The 15,105-nt window shown below is 36.8% G+C and carries 12 protein-coding genes and 8 tRNA genes; all 20 read left to right on the top strand.

The window, feature by feature from the left end; all coding sequences use genetic code 11:
- Nucleotides 1-81 precede the first annotated feature (81 nt).
- The 20 genes from MP477_RS07750 to MP477_RS07655 all read left to right on the top strand — a co-directional run bounded on the left by MP477_RS07750 (nucleotide 82) and on the right by MP477_RS07655 (nucleotide 15,098).
- A tRNA-Thr gene (locus tag MP477_RS07750) sits at nucleotides 82-155 on the top strand.
- Nucleotides 156-174: 19 nt separating this feature from the next.
- Nucleotides 175-255, top strand: a tRNA-Tyr gene (locus tag MP477_RS07745).
- An 87-nt stretch (nucleotides 256-342) separates the two neighbouring features.
- Nucleotides 343-415 (top strand) — tRNA-Gly (locus MP477_RS07740).
- 90 nt (nucleotides 416-505) lie between these two features.
- Nucleotides 506-579, top strand: a tRNA-Thr gene (locus MP477_RS07735).
- A 20-nt stretch (nucleotides 580-599) separates the two neighbouring features.
- Nucleotides 600-680, top strand: a tRNA-Tyr gene (locus MP477_RS07730).
- Between the two features lie 83 nt (nucleotides 681-763).
- A tRNA-Gly gene (locus tag MP477_RS07725) sits at nucleotides 764-836 on the top strand.
- 40 nt (nucleotides 837-876) lie between these two features.
- Nucleotides 877-948, top strand: a tRNA-Thr gene (locus MP477_RS07720).
- Between the two features lie 190 nt (nucleotides 949-1,138).
- A complete protein-coding gene (locus MP477_RS07715; protein WP_257189868.1) occupies nucleotides 1,139-1,819 on the top strand; it encodes a response regulator transcription factor in 681 nt (226 codons plus the stop codon).
- Nucleotides 1,820-3,184 (top strand): cell wall metabolism sensor histidine kinase WalK, encoded by a 1,365-nt coding sequence (locus tag MP477_RS07710; protein ID WP_257189867.1) that lies wholly within the window; start codon nucleotides 1,820-1,822, stop codon nucleotides 3,182-3,184.
- 215 nt (nucleotides 3,185-3,399) lie between these two features.
- On the top strand, nucleotides 3,400-4,641 hold the full coding sequence (locus tag MP477_RS07705; RefSeq protein ID WP_257189866.1) for a TolC family protein: 1,242 nt from the start codon (nucleotides 3,400-3,402) through the stop codon (nucleotides 4,639-4,641).
- Between the two features lie 2 nt (nucleotides 4,642-4,643).
- Complete coding sequence (locus MP477_RS07700; protein WP_257189865.1) at nucleotides 4,644-5,729, top strand: efflux RND transporter periplasmic adaptor subunit; 1,086 nt, start codon at nucleotides 4,644-4,646, stop codon at nucleotides 5,727-5,729.
- 238 nt (nucleotides 5,730-5,967) lie between these two features.
- On the top strand, nucleotides 5,968-9,066 hold the full coding sequence (locus MP477_RS07695; protein ID WP_257189864.1) for an efflux RND transporter permease subunit: 3,099 nt from the start codon (nucleotides 5,968-5,970) through the stop codon (nucleotides 9,064-9,066).
- 240 nt (nucleotides 9,067-9,306) lie between these two features.
- Nucleotides 9,307-9,867 (top strand): hypothetical protein, encoded by a 561-nt coding sequence (locus tag MP477_RS07690; protein ID WP_230037613.1) that lies wholly within the window; start codon nucleotides 9,307-9,309, stop codon nucleotides 9,865-9,867.
- A 7-nt stretch (nucleotides 9,868-9,874) separates the two neighbouring features.
- On the top strand, nucleotides 9,875-10,969 hold the full coding sequence (locus tag MP477_RS07685; protein WP_257189863.1) for a hypothetical protein: 1,095 nt from the start codon (nucleotides 9,875-9,877) through the stop codon (nucleotides 10,967-10,969).
- Between the two features lie 286 nt (nucleotides 10,970-11,255).
- Nucleotides 11,256-12,467 carry an elongation factor Tu gene (gene tuf, locus MP477_RS07680; RefSeq protein ID WP_103291895.1) on the top strand — a complete coding sequence of 404 codons (1,212 nt, stop codon included), beginning with the start codon at nucleotides 11,256-11,258 and terminating at the stop codon, nucleotides 12,465-12,467.
- 55 nt (nucleotides 12,468-12,522) lie between these two features.
- Nucleotides 12,523-12,593, top strand: a tRNA-Trp gene (locus tag MP477_RS07675).
- A 12-nt stretch (nucleotides 12,594-12,605) separates the two neighbouring features.
- The gene (gene secE, locus MP477_RS07670) at nucleotides 12,606-12,812 is read left to right on the top strand and encodes a preprotein translocase subunit SecE (protein WP_047493559.1); all 207 of its coding nucleotides are present in this window, start codon (nucleotides 12,606-12,608) and stop codon (nucleotides 12,810-12,812) included.
- Nucleotides 12,813-12,830: 18 nt separating this feature from the next.
- A complete protein-coding gene (gene nusG / locus MP477_RS07665; protein WP_230037617.1) occupies nucleotides 12,831-13,373 on the top strand; it encodes a transcription termination/antitermination protein NusG in 543 nt (180 codons plus the stop codon).
- Nucleotides 13,374-13,816: 443 nt separating this feature from the next.
- Nucleotides 13,817-14,437 (top strand): hypothetical protein, encoded by a 621-nt coding sequence (locus MP477_RS07660; RefSeq protein WP_230037619.1) that lies wholly within the window; start codon nucleotides 13,817-13,819, stop codon nucleotides 14,435-14,437.
- Between the two features lie 13 nt (nucleotides 14,438-14,450).
- Nucleotides 14,451-15,098 (top strand): hypothetical protein, encoded by a 648-nt coding sequence (locus MP477_RS07655; protein ID WP_257189862.1) that lies wholly within the window; start codon nucleotides 14,451-14,453, stop codon nucleotides 15,096-15,098.
- Nucleotides 15,099-15,105: the final 7 nt, after the last annotated feature.

Here is a 15,105-nt window from a genome sequence, read left to right as displayed (position 1 = left end):
AAAATTTGAGAATTCAAAAAATCCGTTCTATATTTGCACTCGCAAAAAAGGAACAGCGATCTTTTGAATTCTTTTTAATTTGCCTCCATAGCTCAGCTGGCCAGAGCACGTGATTTGTAATCTCGGGGTCGTGGGTTCGAATCCCTCTGGAGGCTCATTTTAATATAAAACTTTGGGGAGATTCCAGAGTGGCTAAATGGGACTGACTGTAACTCAGTTGCTTCGGCTTCGCAGGTTCGAATCCTGCTCTCCCCACATTTATATTATGAAAAAAAACTTGCAGGATTGAAGAATTATTCTTAGTTTTGCACAGCGTTTACCAATGGTTTTGGAAACAAAATTGCGGAAGTAGCTCAGTTGGTAGAGCGTCAGCCTTCCAAGCTGAATGTCGCGGGTTCGACCCCCGTCTTCCGCTCAAAATAATCACCTTATAAAAGTGATATTTTTAACAGCTGAAATGTATAGAGTAGAGTTTCTCCATCAGTTTCAGTTCAATTATTAAAATGCCTCCATAGCTCAGCTGGCCAGAGCACGTGATTTGTAATCTCGGGGTCGTGGGTTCGAATCCCTCTGGAGGCTCTATTTAATATAAAAACTTTGGGGAGATTCCAGAGTGGCTAAATGGGACTGACTGTAACTCAGTTGCTTCGGCTTCGCAGGTTCGAATCCTGCTCTCCCCACTTTTATATTAAAAAAACTTGCAGAATAAAAGAATTATTCTTAGTTTTGCAAAGCGTTTACCAATAATTTTGGAAGCAAAATTGCGGAAGTAGCTCAGTTGGTAGAGCGTCAGCCTTCCAAGCTGAATGTCGCGGGTTCGACCCCCGTCTTCCGCTCAAAAAATCATGCTAATTCAGTGTGATTTTTTTATTTGATGCCGACTTAGCTCAGCGGTAGAGTGCTTCCTTGGTAAGGAAGAGGTCACGGGTTCAAGTCCCGTAGTTGGCTCTCAATTTTCCCGGATTTTATTCGGGAATTTTTTTTATCCAAACTTTAGCGATCAAGAATAAGAATATAGATAAAAGTTATTTATTTGATGATTTTACAAACTATCCACGTAGTATTTAAAAACTTTTTTATATCATCTTTAGAATGGCAATCATAAATTTTTTGTTAAATTCGTGTAAAATATATTTTGATGAATATTCTTTTATTAGAAGATGATCTTATTCTTTCCGCAGAACTTTGCAGATTTTTAGAATCTAATAATTTTAGCTGTGACAAAATCTATGATGGAGAAACTTTTCTTCGTCAGATCAAGAACAATACCTACGATCTGTATCTGCTGGACATTAATGTACCTAAAATAAATGGATTGGATGTTTGCCAGACCATTCGTTCTTTTGATAAAAATACCCCTATCATTATTATTTCGGCATATGGAGACCTCTCAGATAAAAAAGATGCCTTTACGAGATTGGCAGATGATTACCTTGTAAAGCCTTTTCAATTTGAAGAACTGCTTTTAAGAATCAACTCTTTGCTTAGAAGGAAAGCTCCATCTGATGCTTCCGATCAGGATATCATCAGAGTTGATGATCTTATTATCAATAAAACAGAACATAAAGTATACCGTGGAGGCAATGAGATCACCCTTACTTTAAAAGAGTTTCAGCTTTTGGTTTATCTTGCCGAAGCGCAGGGAAGAACTGTTTCTAAACAACAGATCACAGAACATGTTTGGGAGCACAATTTTAATACGAATACCAATACGGTAGAGGTCTATATCAATTTTTTAAGAAAAAAAATCGATAAGGATTTTAAAATAAAACTGATCCACACACGTTCGGGGTTTGGATATTACTTAAGTCCATTATAAATGTCTTTAAAAAGAAAGATTGCTTTAACGATCAGTATTGCCTTTTCACTGCTTTTTGGAATGGTGATGGCTGTGATTTATTTATCTTTCAATGATTTCAGACGGGATGAGTTTAAGGAAAGGTTCAGGCAGAGACTGGAGTTTACCACCCATTTTATTTCTAGATCTAAAGATTTTGAAGAAGAGGCGCCTATTTTTTTTAATGAGAATTCAGATAATATTCTTTTAAATGAAAAGATTTTAATTTTCAATGAAAAAAAAGAACTGATCTACAGTACGATCAAAGACCAGAATGTTACATGGGATACCACTATGCTTAAGGAACTGGACAAAAAAAAGATCATCTATACTGAAAAGACCATTCCAGAGATTTATGCAGCCTTGCGGACTATTAATGGTGAGAATTATTACATACTTACCAGTGCCTTTGACACCAATGGAAAATCAAAACTGACTTACCTTAAGTATCTTTTGATTTTAGCATATGTGATGAGTACCCTTCTGATTGGTTTTTTCAGCTATTATTTCGTGGAGAAATTCCTGCGGCCCCTGGAAGATCTGAATCAGGAAATTTCAGAAGTTACCGCTCATCAACTAACAAAACAAATCCCTGTTCAGCAGTCGAATGATGAAGTAAGCGTTCTGGCAAAGTCTTTTAACACCATGATTGTACGGCTGAACGATGTATTTCAATCCCAGAAAGATTTTACTGCGAGTGCTTCACATGAAATAAGGACTCCGATTACAAGAATGGCTTTCCAGCTTGAAAACCTGATTACATTTGAGAAACACTCTCCTAAAACCCTGTCTGCGCTACAGCAGATTCAAAGAGATGTATATCAGCTGTCAGATCTTACCAATTCATTATTACTTCTCACCAAATTTGATAAAGAAAATATTCAGAGTATTTATGAGGAGGTAAGAATTGATGAAGTCATATTTGAAGCTTTTGAGGGGGTAGAGAAAAGTTATCCCGATCTTAAGCTTGATTTTCTCATTACCGAAGATACTTCTGAAAATGCTCTGCTTACGATAGATGGAATACCGTCTTTGTTAGTTATCGTTTTTATTAATCTGTTTAAAAATGCTGTAGTATATTCTGATAATACAGAAGTGAAAGTTTTAATAACTGAAACCAACGACCGCCTTTACGTAGAGGTAATCTCTCATGGGGATATCATTCCTGAAGAAGAACAATCTAAATTATTTGAAGCCTTTACCAGGGGCAATAATGCTCAGAATATATCCGGATCAGGATTAGGGCTGAGGATTGTCAAACGTATTCTTGAATACCATGACTCTGAAATAATATATTCTTCACCTGAGGAATACCTGAATAAATTCACTGTAATTTTTAAAAAATAATCCCCGTACTATTTTTTATTTTTAAAATTTCATATTTTAATTAGCAGGAATTGGTTTTCATATAAAAATTCAACATATAGAGAAAAAAATAACTTTTCTTCTGTTTAAATACTTTGTGAAATAGCCTGTTTACAATGATTTTAATTTTATTTTAAGCCTCATTTAAGTTTCTTTTAATCATATGAAAGCAATTTTGTAGTTTAAAAAGAATAATAATGAACAGAATAGCAATGCTGTTTCTAGCCATTTCCTCATTCATGGCAGGACAGCAGCAAATGTCTCTTTTGGATTGTGAAGAAGCTTTCCAAAAGAACAACCTCCAGCTGCTTGCCGAACAGTACAATATTAACATGGCAGATGCTGATATTCTACAGGCCAAAATCTGGGAGCTGCCACAGCTCAGCGGACAGTTCAATGCTTATAACCCCGGAGATAAAAAGCTCTTTGATGCTGGCCATTCAAAAGGAGGAAGCATTACACAGCTCATTTACATGGGAGGAAAAAAGAAAAATGAAATAGCCTTTGCAAAATCCAATAAAGAACTGGCTCAGCTCCAGTTTTCGCAATTACTGGTAGATCTGAGAGCCCAGCTTCGTACTGCTTATTTCAACCTCTATTATGAAAAACTAAAACTGGAGAATACCGATAAGCAATTAGGATATATGAATGATCTTCTAAGCGCTTACCGTGTACAGTCAGAGAAGGGAAACGTATCACTTAAAGATGCTGTAAGATTACAGAGCCTTGTTATTCAGCTGAATCACGATAAACTTGAAATCAATAAGAATATTCTTGATTTTGAACAGAATCTAAAAATTTTAACGGGAATTCCGGAAGATATAGAGCCACAAATGTCAGAACCGGAAGCTAAGGAGGCTCTGGCTGCCCAGCCTTTTGGTGATGCCGAAGAACTGAGAAAAAAGGCCCTTGAAAATAATGCGGATTATCGGTATCATTTAAAATTAATTGATAATAGCAAATTATACGCTCAATGGCAAAAATCCTTGAATATTCCGGACCTGAATGTTGGAGCTGCATGGGATCAGGCAGGAGGCACTTTTAATAATGAAGTGAATCTTACCCTGGGAATTCCTCTGCCTCTATGGAAAGCCAATCAGGGAAATGTTGAAAAAGCAAATTATGCCATTCAGCAAAACCAGAAAAATGCAGACTTTCAAAAATTAACGCTTGAAACTAAAATACAGTCTGCTTACAAAACATGGAAAGCACAGTATGATCAGCTGCGGGATATCAAAACAACAGATTTGAAAAATATGGATGTGGTCTATAACGGAATGATAACCAATTTTAGAAAGGGAAATGTAAATCTTATCGAATTTACAGATTTTATGGACAGCTATAGAGAAGCAGCGCTCCAAATTTATGATATGAAGAATGAAATCATGCAGTCGGCGGAACAACTTAATCAATTAATACAAACGAAAATCTTCTATTAACTATGAAAACATATATTATCCCTGTATTGATGGTCTTATTATTACTGGCCTGTTCAAAAAAAGAGGAAGAAAAAACAAATCAGCCTAAGAAAGGCTTCGAGCTTAGCAATACGATGCTGGGTTCTATTTCTTTAGCTAAAGCGGAGAGAAAGAATATAGAAGATGTGTATAGCTTTTACGGAAAGATTTCTGCAGATAAAAACAGTTATATAGATGTATATCCGCTTGTAGGCGGAAATGTAATGAGTGTAAATGTAGAGTTGGGGGATTACGTTAAAAAAGGACAGGTGCTGGCCACCATCAGGAGTACGGAACTCGCGGAAGTTCAAAAAGATGTAAGCGATTCAAAAACTGATTTGGTAGTGGCTACGAATAATCTTCGGGTTGCTAAGGAGCTGTACGAAGGAAAACTTAATACAGAAAGAGATGTACTGGAAGCTAAAAGCCAGTTGCAGAAAGCTCAGGATCAATTACAGAGAGCCTCTGCTATAAGTACGGTATATAATGTAAAGTCGGGTAATATTTACAGTGTGGTAGCTCCAATCAGCGGATATATCGTTCAGAAAAGTATCAATAAGGATATGCAGCTGAGAAGCGATAGAAGTGAAAATATTTTTGATGTAGCCAACACCACGAATGTATGGGCTATCATGAACGTTAATGAATCAGATATTGATAAAATAAGCCTGGGAATGAAAGCGCAGGTTTCTACACTTTCTTATCCGGATAAAGTTTTTGATGGTAAAATTGATAAAATATTCAAAATTATTGATCCGCAAACCAATGCAATGCAGGCCAGAGTTGTTCTGGATAATGCTAACGGGTTGCTGATTCCGGATAGTAAGGCTACGATAAAAGTATCCAGTTTGGAAAATAATACGATGCTGACGGTTCCTTCCAAGGCCGTGATCTTTGATGATAACAAAAGTTTTGTGGTGGTTTATAAATCCAGAACAGATGTGAAGGTGAAAGAAGTTAAGGTTCAGAAACAGGTAGGTGATGTCACTTATATCGCAGATGGGCTGACCGAAGGAGAGGAGGTGATTACCAACAATCAGCTGTTGATTTACCGCTCTTTGAATAATTAAATTTTGTTTGAGTTTTAATTTGAAACATTAAGAATATTATTATGCAGAATTAAGAAGGTAAGTTTAATTAAGAAAAACATCCAAGATGTTTTTTAAGCATGGCAACTTAGTCAATTCGCCTGCGGGTTACTTAACAATCTCAACTCCTTAAATAAAAAACTTAATGGTTCAAGAACCTTCAACAATTCAACATTTAGTTATTAGTCTAATATCTAAAGTCTAACATCTAATTTCTACTATGAATAAATTCATTAAAAATATAATCGCTTTTTCATTAAAAAATAAAGCATTTACCTTTATCTGGGTAGCTATTTTGGCGATTGCCGGCTTTATAAGTTTCAAAAACATGCCGATTGAAGCTTTTCCCGATGTTACCAATACCCAGATTGTAATCATTACCCAGTGGAATGGGCGTAGTGCAGAAGAAGTGGAACGTTTTGTTACTACCCCTATCGAATTAGCTATGAGCCCGGTCCAGAAGAAAACCAGCGTGAGAAGTACCACTATGTTTGGACTTTCCATTGTGAAAATTCTGTTTGACGATGGGGTGGACGATACTTTTGCCAGAAATCAGGTCAATAACCAATTAAGAACCATTAGCCTTCCTGATGAGGTAGATCCTGAAGTACAGCCACCCTACGGGCCTACCGGCGAGATTTTCAGATATACGCTGGAAAGTAAAACAAAAGATTCCCGTAAACTGCTTACCCTTCAGAACTGGGTTATTGACCGTGCTTTGAGAGGAGTGCCGGGAGTGGCGGATATTAATGTTTTCGGAGGTCAGGATAAAGTTTTTGAACTGAGTATTGATCCCAGGGCTTTGGATAAATACAATTTAACTCCGCTGCAGGTATACGATGCTGTGACTAAAAGTAACCTGAATGTTGGGGGAGATGTTATTGAAAAAAATGGACAGGCCTATGTCGTAAGAGGAATAGGTTTGGTAAAATCTGTAGCTGATATAGGAAATATCACCATCCAGAATGACAGTGGGAACCCTGTTTTGGTGAAAAATGTAGCCGAAGTACATGAAAGTTCTATGCCCAGGGTAGGGCAGGCGGGTTTGAATACCCATGAAGATACTGTAGAAGGAATTGTGGTAATGAGAAAAGGAGAGAATCCAAGAGAGGTTTTAATAGGTGTAAAAGCCAAGATTAAAGAACTCAACGAAAAGATTCTTCCAAAAGATGTAAAAATGGTAACCTTTTATGACAGGGATAATCTGATGGATTTTACGACACGTACCGTGATGCACAACCTTATTGAAGGAATTATTCTGGTAACGGTAATCGTTCTTATCTTTATGGCAGACTGGAGAACTACGCTGATTGTTTCCATTATTATTCCTTTATCCCTGCTGTTTGCATTTTTATGCTTAAAATTGGCAGGAATGAGTGCCAACCTACTTTCATTGGGAGCGGTTGACTTTGGAATTATCATTGACGGAGCCGTCGTCATGGTGGAAGGACTCTTTGTAATGCTCGATCATAAAGCCCATAAATATGGAACAGAAAAATTTAATAAACTGGCAAAAGGTGGCTGGATCAAACAAACCGGCACCGGGTTGGGAAAAGCCATTTTTTTCTCAAAGCTGATTATCATCACATCCCTGATTCCTATTTTCTCATTCCAGAAAGTAGAAGGGAAGATGTTTTCGCCTCTGGCCTTTACTTTAGGATTTGCATTGATAGGAGCATTGATATTTACATTAACCCTTGTTCCTGTTCTTTCTCATATCCTTTTAAATAAAAATGTAAAAGAAAAGAACAATCCTTTTGTCAATTTTTGGGACAGAATTGTTTTAAAAGGCTTTAATATGACCTTCAGGCATAAAAAGACCAGCATGATCGTTGCCATCTCATTCCTCGCATTAACGTTATTCTCAGGTAGGTTTCTCGGAACGGAATTCTTACCCCAGTTGAATGAAGGTTCTTTGTGGATTACCGCGGAAATGCCAATGAGCTCATCATTAAAAGAGTCCCTTAAAACAGCAGACCTTTTAAAGAAAGATATTATGAGCTTTTCTGAAGTTACGGATGTTCTGGCCCAGACGGGTAGAAGCAATGACGGTACAGATCCCAATGGATTTGGATTTGTACAGTTTGCCGTAAATCTCAAACCAAGGGAAGAATGGAAACGTAAGATCACTTATGAAGAACTAATTAATGAAATTGATAAAAAACTTCGGAGCTATCAGGGCATTACGTTCAACTACTCTCAGCCGATTTCAGATAACGTGGCCGAAGCAGTAGCAGGTTTTAAAGCCGAAAACGGGATTAAAATCTATGGAGATAACTTAGAAACTCTGGATAAGCTGGCAGAAGAAATCTTAGTAAAAATTAAAGATGTAAAAGGGGTAAAAGATCCCGGAATCATTAAAAATATCGGTCAGCCGGAAGTAAGTGTTGTTTTAGACCGGGATAAAATGGCAGCATACGGTGTAATGCCCGCAGATGCACAGGCAGTGCTGGAAATGGCCTTTGGTGGCAAAACAGCTTCCGAAATGTTTGACGGGGAAAGGAAATTTCCTATTCGTCTCCGTTATTCCCAGGAATACAGAAAAGATGAAAATGATATAGCCTCTTTGATGGTACCTACCCAGGACGGAGCAAAAATCCCGTTGAAGGAAATAAGTACTATTGTAAAAGACAACGGAGCTGCATTTATTTACAGAGATAATATTAAAAGATATATTGGGGTCAAGTTTTCAATCAGAGACAGGGATCTGGGCAGTACGATTGCCGATGCTCAGAAAAAAGTGGAAAAGATTGAGCTTCCTGATGGATATTCTATAGGATGGACAGGCCAGTTTGAAAACCAGCAACGGGCGTCACACAGACTGGCTCAGGTGGTGCCCGTAAGTATCTTGATGATCTTCTTTTTGTTATTTATCCTGTTTGGAAATATTAAAGATTCACTTCTTGTATTGGCCAATGTACCTTTTGCTCTGATAGGAGGAATTATTGCCCTGCATGTGACCGGAATAAACTTTGGTATTTCTGCAGGAGTAGGGATGATAGCCCTTTTGGGAATCTGTATCCAGAATGGGGTAATCCTTATTACAGAGTTTCATCAGAATGTAAAAGAAGGAATGGATATAGATACAGCCATATTAAGTGGTGTTAAATCCAGAACCAGACCGGTGATTATGACGGCACTTATGGCATCTATCGGATTAATGCCGGCTGCTTTATCTACAGGAATTGGATCAGAATCTCAAAAACCCTTGGCAATTGTCATCATTGGAGGCCTTATTACAGCAACCGTCCTTACCTTACTTATTTTCCCGATAATTTTCTGGATTTTCAACAGAACCCAAAAATTACGGCCCATTTAATCTTGTTTTTATATAACTTCTTCGCCCCGGTTTTCCCAGGGCGAAGTCTTTTTTAGCTTTCTCTTGTATGATTTCAAATAAAATAATTAAATTGGCGAATTAATTATAAACAAATGATAACCACAAAAACAATGAGCTCCCAACCTTTACGACATTTGTAGAAAGTTCCTCCTTATTTTCAAACACAGGCTTACAAAAGCTCTTATAATATGTCTTACTTTGCAAATGTTAAAACACAATATGAAACACTACAAGAAATCGGTTCTCTTCCTATTTGGATTTTTAATCATCCTGCTCCCACTGCAGCTGATTTTTAAGATGAATATTGAAGAAACATATCCATCCTTTAATTTTCCGGGATTTTCCTCATATCCTATAAAAGACGGAAAGTATATTAAATTTACAAAAACAACTTCCCATGTCTTTTTTAAAGATGGAGCGGACAGTATTTTAGTCAATAATGATTATCTGGGAGATAAAATACCCAGAACGATACAGATCACCCTAATCCAAAATTTACTTTTTCCCAAGGAATATCCGGTTTTAGACAGCCGGATAAACAGTCTGCCTCTCTATAAAAAGGAACTTTATCTTTTAAAAAAGTCTATCCTTAACCGGAATATTAAAAAAGTTGACCTAAACGAAAGCAAAAAATTCATTGTAGAAAAATTAAGAGAAAGGTTTCCGGACAAAGAAGTAACAGGCATGGAGGTGATCAATGAAACTAAAGATTTCGATATCACCACAAGAAAAATGAATGATACAGCCGTCCGGGATACTGTATTGAGTTTCCGATTTTAAATTAACAATGATGAATAAACTAAAAGAACTTCCTTTCACCAGTTACCGTCCAAGCTATGAGTTTCTGGCTTTTTACCGGATATTTTTCTCTCTGTTCCTATTATGGATGGGAGTGTCTGATAACAGCTGGATTCATTCTATTCCTAACAGTGCCATGCATCCGCCTATCAGTGTACTGTCTTTTATAGATTTCATTCCCTCAGAAATTTTCTTTGTGCTATGCAGATACATAATGTACCTTGGGTTGCTGTTGATTCTGATAGGCTATAAACCAAGGATATTTGCAATACTTTATATGGCCGTGTATGTACTGACCAGTAATTATGCCTATTCTTTTGGAAAAGTGAACCATGATTTTGTTTATACTCTGCCGATCTTAATAATGGCATTTTCACCATGGAACAGAACCTACAGTTTCTTTCCGGAGCCCGAAAAAGAAACGGATGGTCCAGCGAAGTCGTGGCCTCTGTTCATGATAAGCCTGATCTTCAGTTTCGGAATGTTTACCGCCGGACTTTCTAAAATTTTAGGAGGTTGGCTAAGTATGGATACCCAGTATACCCAGATCTTTTTTAGTCAGTACAGGTATATTATAGGATGGAATGATTTTCTTTCGGATTTTTATGACGGAATACATTCTAAAGTGTTCTGGGAGTTTCTGGATTATATGACTGTCTTTTTTGAAACCATTTTTATAGTAGCTTTTCTTTATCCGAAGTTTTTCAGGTTGATGCTTCTGCTAACCGTTTTTTTTCACCTTAATGTACTTCTGATGCTGAATATCTCATTTATGTATTCAATAGGGCTCTATAGTCTGTTTATTCCTGCTTATTTGCTTCCTGTAAGTTTCAGAAATAAAGTGAAAAAAATACTTGCCCGTTTATTTAATCCAAATTATAGAGGAATTGCATTCATACTGATCGTTCTGTATTTGTTAATTCTTGGCTTCTTTAATATCAATACCATTGGCTTTATTTGCAATGAATTTTTCTCTTTTGTTGCCTTTGGCCAGAATTCTACATCGCTGATCATGATAGGGGGAGCCTTCTTTTTGGCTTTGTACTTATTTATAAGATCATTCAGAATGTCAACGGATAAATAAAAAGATGAAATGAGGATTACAGAGCAATACTAAAGTAAAGATGAAATAACAAATTTTATTCTTTTATATATTGGGTTTCAGGGTTTTTCGGAAAAGGTTTCTTAAAGTTTTTTTCAATTCAGAAAATTGTGTAAATTTGCAGTCTCAATACATTGAAATATAAGGTTTGTACTTCATTGGATTTGAATATTGAAACTTTTTTCAATAAAAAGGTTTTGGTATTTAAAAATTCATTATATTTGCACACCGAAAATTTGAAAAACAATAAATAAATAATTTTACAATCATGGCAAAGGAAACGTTTAATCGTAACAAACCACACTTGAACATTGGTACTATTGGTCACGTTGACCATGGTAAAACTACTCTTACAGCTGCTATTTCTGCTGTATTAGCTAGCAAAGGTCTTGCTGAGAAAAAAGACTTCTCTGCAATTGACTCTGCTCCAGAAGAAAAAGAAAGAGGTATTACTATCAATACTGCTCACATCGAATACGAAACTGAAAAAAGACACTATGCTCACGTTGACTGTCCAGGTCACGCCGACTATGTTAAGAACATGGTAACTGGTGCTGCTCAAATGGATGGAGCTATCGTAGTATGTGCTGCAACTGACGGTCCAATGCCTCAGACTAGAGAACATATCCTACTTTGCCGTCAGGTAAACGTACCAAGAATCGTTGTTTTCATGAACAAAGTTGACATGGTAGATGATCCTGAGTTATTAGAGCTTGTTGAAATGGAACTTAGAGACTTATTGTCTACTTATGATTTCGACGGAGACAACTCTCCAGTAATTCAAGGTTCTGCATTAGGAGCTCTTACTGCAGCTACTGCTTCTCCTGCTAACACAGAAGATAAGTGGTTCAAGAGCGTTGAAGAATTAATGGATGCTGTTGATACTTGGATCGAACAACCACCAAGAGATACTGAAAAGCCATTCTTGATGCCAATCGAAGACGTATTCTCTATTACAGGTAGAGGTACTGTAGCAACTGGTAGAATCGAGGCTGGTGTTATCAACACTGGAGATCCAGTTGATATCGTAGGTATGGGTGATGAGAAATTAACTTCTACTATTACAGGAGTTGAGATGTTCAGAAAGATCCTAGATAGAGGTGAAGCTGGAGATAACGTAGGTCTATTGTTGAGAGGTATTGAAAAAACTGACATCAAGAGAGGTATGGTTATCGCTAAGAAAGATTCAGTTAAGCCACACAAAAAATTCAAGGCTTCTGTTTATATCCTTTCTAAAGAAGAAGGTGGACGTCACACTCCATTCCACAACAAATACCGTCCTCAGTTCTACGTAAGAACTACTGACGTTACAGGTGAAATCTTCTTACCAGAAGGTGTAGAAATGGTAATGCCAGGAGATAACTTAGAGATCACTGTAGAATTGTTACAGCCAATCGCTCTTAACGTAGGTCTTAGATTTGCGATCAGAGAAGGAGGTAGAACAGTTGGTTCAGGTCAGGTTACTGAAATCTTAGACTAATCATCTTAAAATAAATAAAGCTTCCGAAAGGAAACTCTCGGAAGCTTTTTTAATTACGGGCATCGTCCAATGGTAGGATACCGGTCTCCAAAACCGTTGATCAGGGTTCGAATCCTTGTGCCCGTGCAAATATAAATTATGAGTTCATTTGTTGATTTTTTAAAAGGTTCTTATAACGAATTCAGACATAAAGTTGAATGGCCAAAATGGGCTGACCTACAGTCTTCTACTATTGTAGTGACTATTGCGACAGTTATTCTGGCATTGTTTACCTTTGGAGTTGATGAATTGTTTTCAAAAGCAATCAGCAACATCATAGGAATACTAATCAACTTGTTCAATTAATTAAAAGTATTTTCCATAATGAGCGAACTGAAATGGTATGTGCTGAAAGCAATCAGCGGACAGGAAAATAAAGTGAAAAACTATATTGAGACAGAAATCAAACGCTTAGGGTTTGAGCAGTACGTTACTCAAGTGGTTATCCCTATGGAAAAGGTTATTCAAATTAGAAACGGTAAAAAAGTTCCTAAAGAAAAGCCTTACTATCCTGGTTACTTGATGATTGAAGCTGAGTTGATGGGAGAGATTCCTCACGCTATTAAAAACATTCCCGGAGTAATATCTTTCTTAAGTTTAACAAAGGGAGGAGATCCAGTTCCAATGAGAAAGTCTGAAGTAAACAGAATGCTTGGAAGAATGGACGAACTATCAGAATTTGCCAGCGATGTGGAAATTCCATATATCGTAGGAGAAAATGTGAAAGTAATCGATGGACCTTTCAATGGATTCAATGGTACTGTTGAAAAAATTCTTGAAGATAAGAAGAAAATTGAAGTTTCTGTATTGATCTTCGGTAGAAAAACTCCAATGGAGCTTAGCTATATGCAAGTAGAAAAAGTATAATAATTACTTATAAATATAAAAAGACTGCTGTAAAGCGGTCTTTTTTGTTTTGTTCTCTGTCACTAATAAGTTTATATTTATTTTCTTTACCTGGTTCTTTTTCTGTTTATTTATGTGCATTTAAGTTTTGCAATGCTGTTTATTAAATCCACAGTTTACAATTCCTTTTTAATGCTTCTATACGGACTTTGCTATTGTTGAAATTATCGCCATATGGTGATAAGTTTGATTTTTTACTGATGTTTAAGGTATTTATGTACATTATTTTCCTTTATATGGCATACTTATTGTAACCAATCAAGCAACTAATCCATAAAACTTTATATTTTTCTTATTTGATACACTGTACAGCAGAAGTATTGAACTTTTATGCCTATATCGGAAATCAAAATTGAAAATTTCAACATGAAGAGGCGATTTCTACAATAAACACACATAATCCAATGATTAAATTTACTTCGATGATCCTTTTAACGGGGGCCGTTGCATTTGTAAACGCGCAGGTTGGTATCAATACTGCAACACCGGAAAAGGAACTTACCGTTAACGGGACTATGAAAACATCAGGAATGGTTTTCAAAAAACCTATGGAAAAGCTGGGGGCTGATGAAAACTACACTTTTGTGATCAAATCTCCAGCTCCGGAAAACAAAATTACGGCCTATAATGATTCTTTTGTGCCCAATTCTCCGGCGCCCATTAATATTATCCAGTTTAAAATCACATGTGATCCCTCAGATAAAGACTGGGTTAACCAGTTCGATACCAAGATCAATTCTAAGAAATTCCTTGTTGTCATTTCTTCTTTTGGGTTTACTCAGCCCACCAGAACTTATTCTGCAGATTGGCTGACTCCGGTACCTCAGATTTTTGCCTATTCTTCAGGAGATACCTGGAAACTGAAAGCAGATTATCAGGGGTTCTCGCCATCTTCCACATTGCCTACGGGAGAATGGACTCTCAATTTATTGGTATATGACAGATCATACGCTAAAGAATTTAATACCACCCAGGATCTTAAAACTTCTACTACCGGTGCAGCTGCAGCTCCATTAATTCAATAAAAAAACATACATAATGAAAAAAATTATCGCAATAGTCTTTGTAGCTTTTGCAGCTTTGGGCATGAACGCCCAGGTTGGAATTAATACAGTAAATCCTAAAGGAACTTTGGATGTAGAAGGTGAAACATTGGTTGAATCCTATTTGGTAGATACTGAAAATGCAACGGCAAGGGGAAACTATCTTCTTCTTACCCGTTCAAAAGACACTTCGCCTGTGGGTAAAGTAAAACTGCTGGACATTACACTTCGTAACGTAGCACCTGTTAATATTTATAATGTCGTTCTGAAAAATGTAAAACAGGATGAAGTGGTAAATCTGAATACAGGATTAGATGCCGATAAATATGTTGTGGCTGTTACAGGTGCTGTTTTTACAGATGCCGTATCAGCAGCTAACACTTCTACTAATCCCAAATCTTACGGTTCTTATTCTACAGAAGTAAGCCAGATCGTAAAAGCAGGAAAGAAATATCATGCTGTGAATTTAAGTTTTAAAGGTGCCGGTACTGTTTCTTCGGTCAACGGAACATGGTCTCTTACCCTTAATGTTTTTGAAAAGTCATTGGTTAAAGACTGGGGAACTTTTAACGGTTCGGTTTCAGCTTCTTCATCGCCGATTTATTCGGGAGTTTCAACTAATACGCCTTTAGGCCTTCAATAAAAAAGAT

The organism is Chryseobacterium sp. WG23, assembly GCF_024586575.1.
Classification (GTDB): domain Bacteria; phylum Bacteroidota; class Bacteroidia; order Flavobacteriales; family Weeksellaceae; genus Chryseobacterium.
This window is presented reverse-complemented; position numbering and strand designations above follow the sequence as displayed.